Source organism: Frankia sp. CoWAU3 (genome assembly GCF_977971855.1).
The window spans coordinates 1-4,026 of sequence record NZ_CDWWXB010000189.1; the positions used below are offsets into that span (position 1 = coordinate 1).

Below are 4,026 nucleotides of genomic sequence, written 5' to 3' on the forward strand. Positions count from 1 at the left end.
CACATCGCCGGAGACCGCCGCCGGGCACTCCAGTTCATAGCCACTTAACGCAACGGGCCGTCACACCACGCGACCTTCGCGCAGCCCTGGGCGTTCACCACCTCCGCCACGGCGGTGTCGACCAGCAGGTCCAGACGCGTGGTGAGGGTGCCGTCGGCGCCCATGCCGACCTTCTCGGCGAGCTCCGCGCGCGTATACCGCTCGCGCGCATCGCGAAAGGCGCCCACCGCCGCGCGGGCGGCTGCGGCCAGCGCGGGATCCGTCCCGGACGGAATCTCCGGCTCGGGAACCGGCCACCGGGTCACCGCCGCACCCCCAATTGTCACCAGACACCCCAGGATGACAACACGGACCGCACCACCGGCCACGGGCGGCGCGGCTCGACCAGCACAAAGTCAGCGCGCAGCCCCGGCTCGAGCCGACCGCGGTCGGGAAGTCCGGCGACCTCGGCCGGCCCGGCGGTCACCAGGCCGATGGCGGCCGGCAGGGTGGCGAGCCCCTGCTCGGCGAGCAGCATGGCGGCCGCGAGCAGACCGGAGGGCAGGTAGTCCGACACCAGCGCGGTCACCAGGCCGCGGCCGACCAGGTCACGGCCGGAGGCGTTGCCGTTGTGGGAACGTCCCCGCAGGATGTTCGGGGCGCCTATGACGACGGGAAGTCCGTGGGCGCGGGCGGCTTCCGCCGCTTCGATCGTGGTGGGGAACTCGGCGACCGCGCAGCCGCGGTCCCGCAGCTCGGCGATCTCGGCGGCCGAGCTGGGATCGTGCCCGAGCAGCCGGATTCGCGCCGAGCGCGCGGCGAGCCAGACCAGGGCCTCCTCGCGGATGTCGAGCCTGCCGTCCCGGTCGGCGATGAGCTGGTCGACATGCTCGCGAGCCTCCGCGTCGGACATGCCGCGGCTGCCCATCAAATAGCGCTCGTAGTGCTCGCGGACGGCGTACTGGCCCTGGCCCGGGGTGTGGTCCTCGTGGGAGACCAGGGCGCCGTCGGGAACCTGGTCCAACCGCCGCGCCAGCGCGGACAGCGCTTCCGGGCTGCGCACGTCGAGCCGGTACAGGATCCGGTGGTCGACGAGCCCGCCGGTATAAGCATCGATCGCCTCGCACGTCTTCTCCGCCTGGCCCACGCTGCGCGGGATGTCGTGGTGGGTGTCCTCGAAGGAGATGCCGTGGAACACGGTCGTCACGCCCGCGGCCCGCAGCTTGCCCTCGAAGGACAGCAGCGCGAACTCGATCGGCAGCTCGGCGCCCGGTCGGGGCAGCTGCTCGTTCTCGAGCCCGTCGCTGTGGGTGTCGACCAGACCGGGCACGCACAGCAGGCCCTGACCGTCCACGTCGGCTCCGGAGCCGGGCGGATGCTTCTCGACGGCGGCGATGCGTCCTCCGCGGACCACGATCCGGGCGTCCTCAAGCAGCCGGTCGGGCAGCACGGCCCGCACGTGGCCGAGCACGTAGTTGGCGGGTGGCGCGGCCGGGGGCCAGGATGGCGGGGTCCAGGATCCGGTGACGGTCGTGCTCATGCCACACCCGCCAGCAGGTCGGCGCAGCTACCGGACCGCTCGACCAGACCGCCGGACATCAGCACGACCCGCGACGCGAGCCGCCTCATCGCATCGAGGTCGTGGAACACCGCGAGCACCGCGACTCCTTGCGCGGCAAGAGATCCGATCAGCTCCAGCGCGGCTTCGCGGTTGGCCGGGTCCAGCGCGGACACCGGCTCGTCGAGCAGCAGCAGCCGCGGTGGGCGCACCGTGCCGGCCGCGAGGTTCACCCGCTGCCGCTCGCCGCCCGACAGGACGCCACAGTCGACGTCCCACAGCCCTTCGTCGAGGTTCAGCCGCCGCAGCGCGGCCGCGGCCGCGTCGCGCGCCTCGGAGCGGTCGAGCCCCCGGCGGCGGGCCGCCGCGGCAACGACCTCCCACGGCCCGGTCCGCGGCGGCGCGGACAGGAATTGGGACACGTACCCGATCTCTCGGCCCCGCAGCCGGGCCATCGCCCGGTCCGCCAGCCCGGTCAACTCCACGTCTCCGGTAGCGGTGCGCAGCCACACCTCACCGGAGTCGGGCAGGTAGGTGCGGTAGACGCAGCGCAGAAACGACGACTTCCCGGCGCCGCTGGGGCCGGCCAGGGCGACGTGTTCGCCCGCGCGCACGTCGAGGTCGACACCGTGCAGGGATTCGACCCTCCGGCCGTCGATGGTGTGCAGGACGAAGGACTTGCGTAGCTCGCGCACGGACAGCACTGCTTCCATCTGGTTTTCCGGGTGGTTTTCCATGCGGCTCACCTCCTGGCCGCGGCGACGAGCCGCTGAGTGTAGGGATGGTGCGGATCGTGGAACAGCTGGTCGGTCAGGCCCTGCTCGACCACGCGCCCGAGCTGCATCACCACGGTGCGGTCGGTGAGCGCCCCGATCACCGCGAAGTCGTGGCTGACCACGACGGCGGCGACGTCCCGCTCGGCGAGCAGGCCGCGCAGCAGGTCGAGCACCCCGGCGGCGACCGAGGCGTCGAGACCGGTGGTGGGCTCGTCAAGCAGCAGGACCGGCGGGTCGGTGGCGAGCGCCTTGGCGATCTGGACGCGCTGGCGCATGCCCCCGGAGAACGTGCGCACCGGATCGTCCATGCGCGCCAGCGGCACTTCGACCCGGTCGAGCAGTTCCGCGGCCCGCCGCCGGATGGCGTGGAAGCCGCGCCAGCCCGCGGCGGTGAGCCGTTCGGCGATGTTGCCGCCCGCCGTGATGTTGAGATCCAGTCCCGCCGCCGGGTCCTGGTGGACGACGGCCATCGCTCCGATCCGCAGCAGCCGGCGTTCCGCGGCGGGCAGCCGCAGGATGTCGGTGCGGCCGCCGTCGACCCCGGCCAGCCGTACCTGCCCGGCGGTGGCCGCCTGGTCACCGATCACGCAGCTGAGCACGGTGGACTTGCCGGAGCCGGACTCACCGATCACACCGAGGGCTTCCCCGGGAGCCACGTCGAACGAGACGTCCCAGGCCGCGACGACCGCCCCGGTGGCCGGGCTGATCGCCGTGCCGTACTCGGGCCCGGTACCGGGGATCGCGGCCGCGCCGCCCCGGCCGTGCACCTTCCCGAGGCCCGACACCCGCAGCGCCCACTCCTGCTCCGGCCCGCCGGGCACGCGCACCGAGGCGACCCGCGGTGTCTCCTCGGTGCCGCCGGCCACGGTGCCGCCGGCCACGCGGGCCCGGGGATCGAGCACCAGGTGCAGCGGCGCGCGCTCGCGATGCGCGGCCACGTCGGCGTCGTTCTCCCGCACCCGGGTGCACCATTCGATGTCACTGCACACGTAGCCGCCGTCCGGTCCGGCGTCGACCAGGAACACGTCGCCGCTGCCGCACCGCCGGCAGCGCGCGCCGGGCGCGTGCTCGACCTCGAACGGCACGTCGTCGAACGCCAGCGGACGCACGTCGGTGTGCGGCGGCACCGCGTAGATCTTCTTCTCCCGCCCCGCCCCGAACAGGTTCAGGTGCTCGCACTGGTGCATCCGCGGCACGTCCCACCGCGGGATCGGGCTCGTGGCCATCACGAACCGGCCGCCGACGAGCACCGGATAACCACTCGCCGTCGTAATCATCCCGTTCTGGACCAGGTCCTCGTACAGGCTGGTCCAGATCTTGGCGTAGTCGCCTTCGGCATGCATCCGCGCGCACTCGGCCACGGACTTCTCCACCCCGTGCAGGGGGTCGGGCACCGGCACCTGATACACGAGCACGTGCCGGTCGTCGAGCGCTTCTTCGGGAACCCGGTGCCGCGTCTGAATGACCGTGGCTTCGCGCGTGTCCGCCGTCTCCGCGCAGCCGGTGGTCGAGGCGATCATCCGGCGCAGGTTCGTGGCATTGACTCCGGCATCGTCGCCCTGGTCGATCACCTTGACCGCGTCGTCCGCCCCGATCACCGCGAGCGTCACCTGCAGACCGCCGGATCCCCAGCCGCGGGCGACCGGCATCTCCCGGGACCCGAACGGCACCTGATAGCCGGGTACGCACACCGCGGTGAGGATCGCGCGTCGG

Annotated in this window: 4 protein-coding genes; all 4 read right to left on the bottom strand. The window is 72.9% G+C overall.

Features of this window, described 5'->3' with window-relative positions; all coding sequences use genetic code 11:
* Positions 1 to 44: 44 nt before the first annotated feature.
* A complete protein-coding gene (locus AC08ON_RS14760; protein ID WP_476617167.1) occupies positions 45 to 326 on the bottom strand; it encodes a hypothetical protein in 282 nt (93 codons plus the stop codon).
* On the bottom strand, positions 323 to 1,519 hold the full coding sequence (locus AC08ON_RS14765) for an alpha-D-ribose 1-methylphosphonate 5-triphosphate diphosphatase (protein ID WP_476608060.1): 1,197 nt from the start codon (positions 1,517 to 1,519) through the stop codon (positions 323 to 325). The genes AC08ON_RS14760 and AC08ON_RS14765 overlap by 4 nt, the downstream gene beginning before the upstream one ends.
* On the bottom strand, positions 1,516 to 2,274 hold the full coding sequence (locus AC08ON_RS14770; RefSeq protein WP_476608059.1) for an ATP-binding cassette domain-containing protein: 759 nt from the start codon (positions 2,272 to 2,274) through the stop codon (positions 1,516 to 1,518). The genes AC08ON_RS14765 and AC08ON_RS14770 overlap by 4 nt, the downstream gene beginning before the upstream one ends.
* 5 nt (positions 2,275 to 2,279) lie before the next feature.
* Positions 2,280 to 4,026, bottom strand: a 1,747-nt coding sequence (locus AC08ON_RS14775; protein ID WP_476617168.1) for an alpha-D-ribose 1-methylphosphonate 5-phosphate C-P-lyase PhnJ, incomplete at its 5' end; no start/stop codon positions are given.

Excerpts from the sequence above, each read along its gene's own strand:
- AC08ON_RS14765 (WP_476608060.1), bottom strand. The coding sequence starts at position 1,519 with ATGAGCACGACCGTCACCGGATCCTGGACCCCGCCATCCTGGCCCCCG.
- AC08ON_RS14770 (WP_476608059.1), bottom strand. The coding sequence starts at position 2,274 with ATGGAAAACCACCCGGAAAACCAGATGGAAGCAGTGCTGTCCGTGCGC.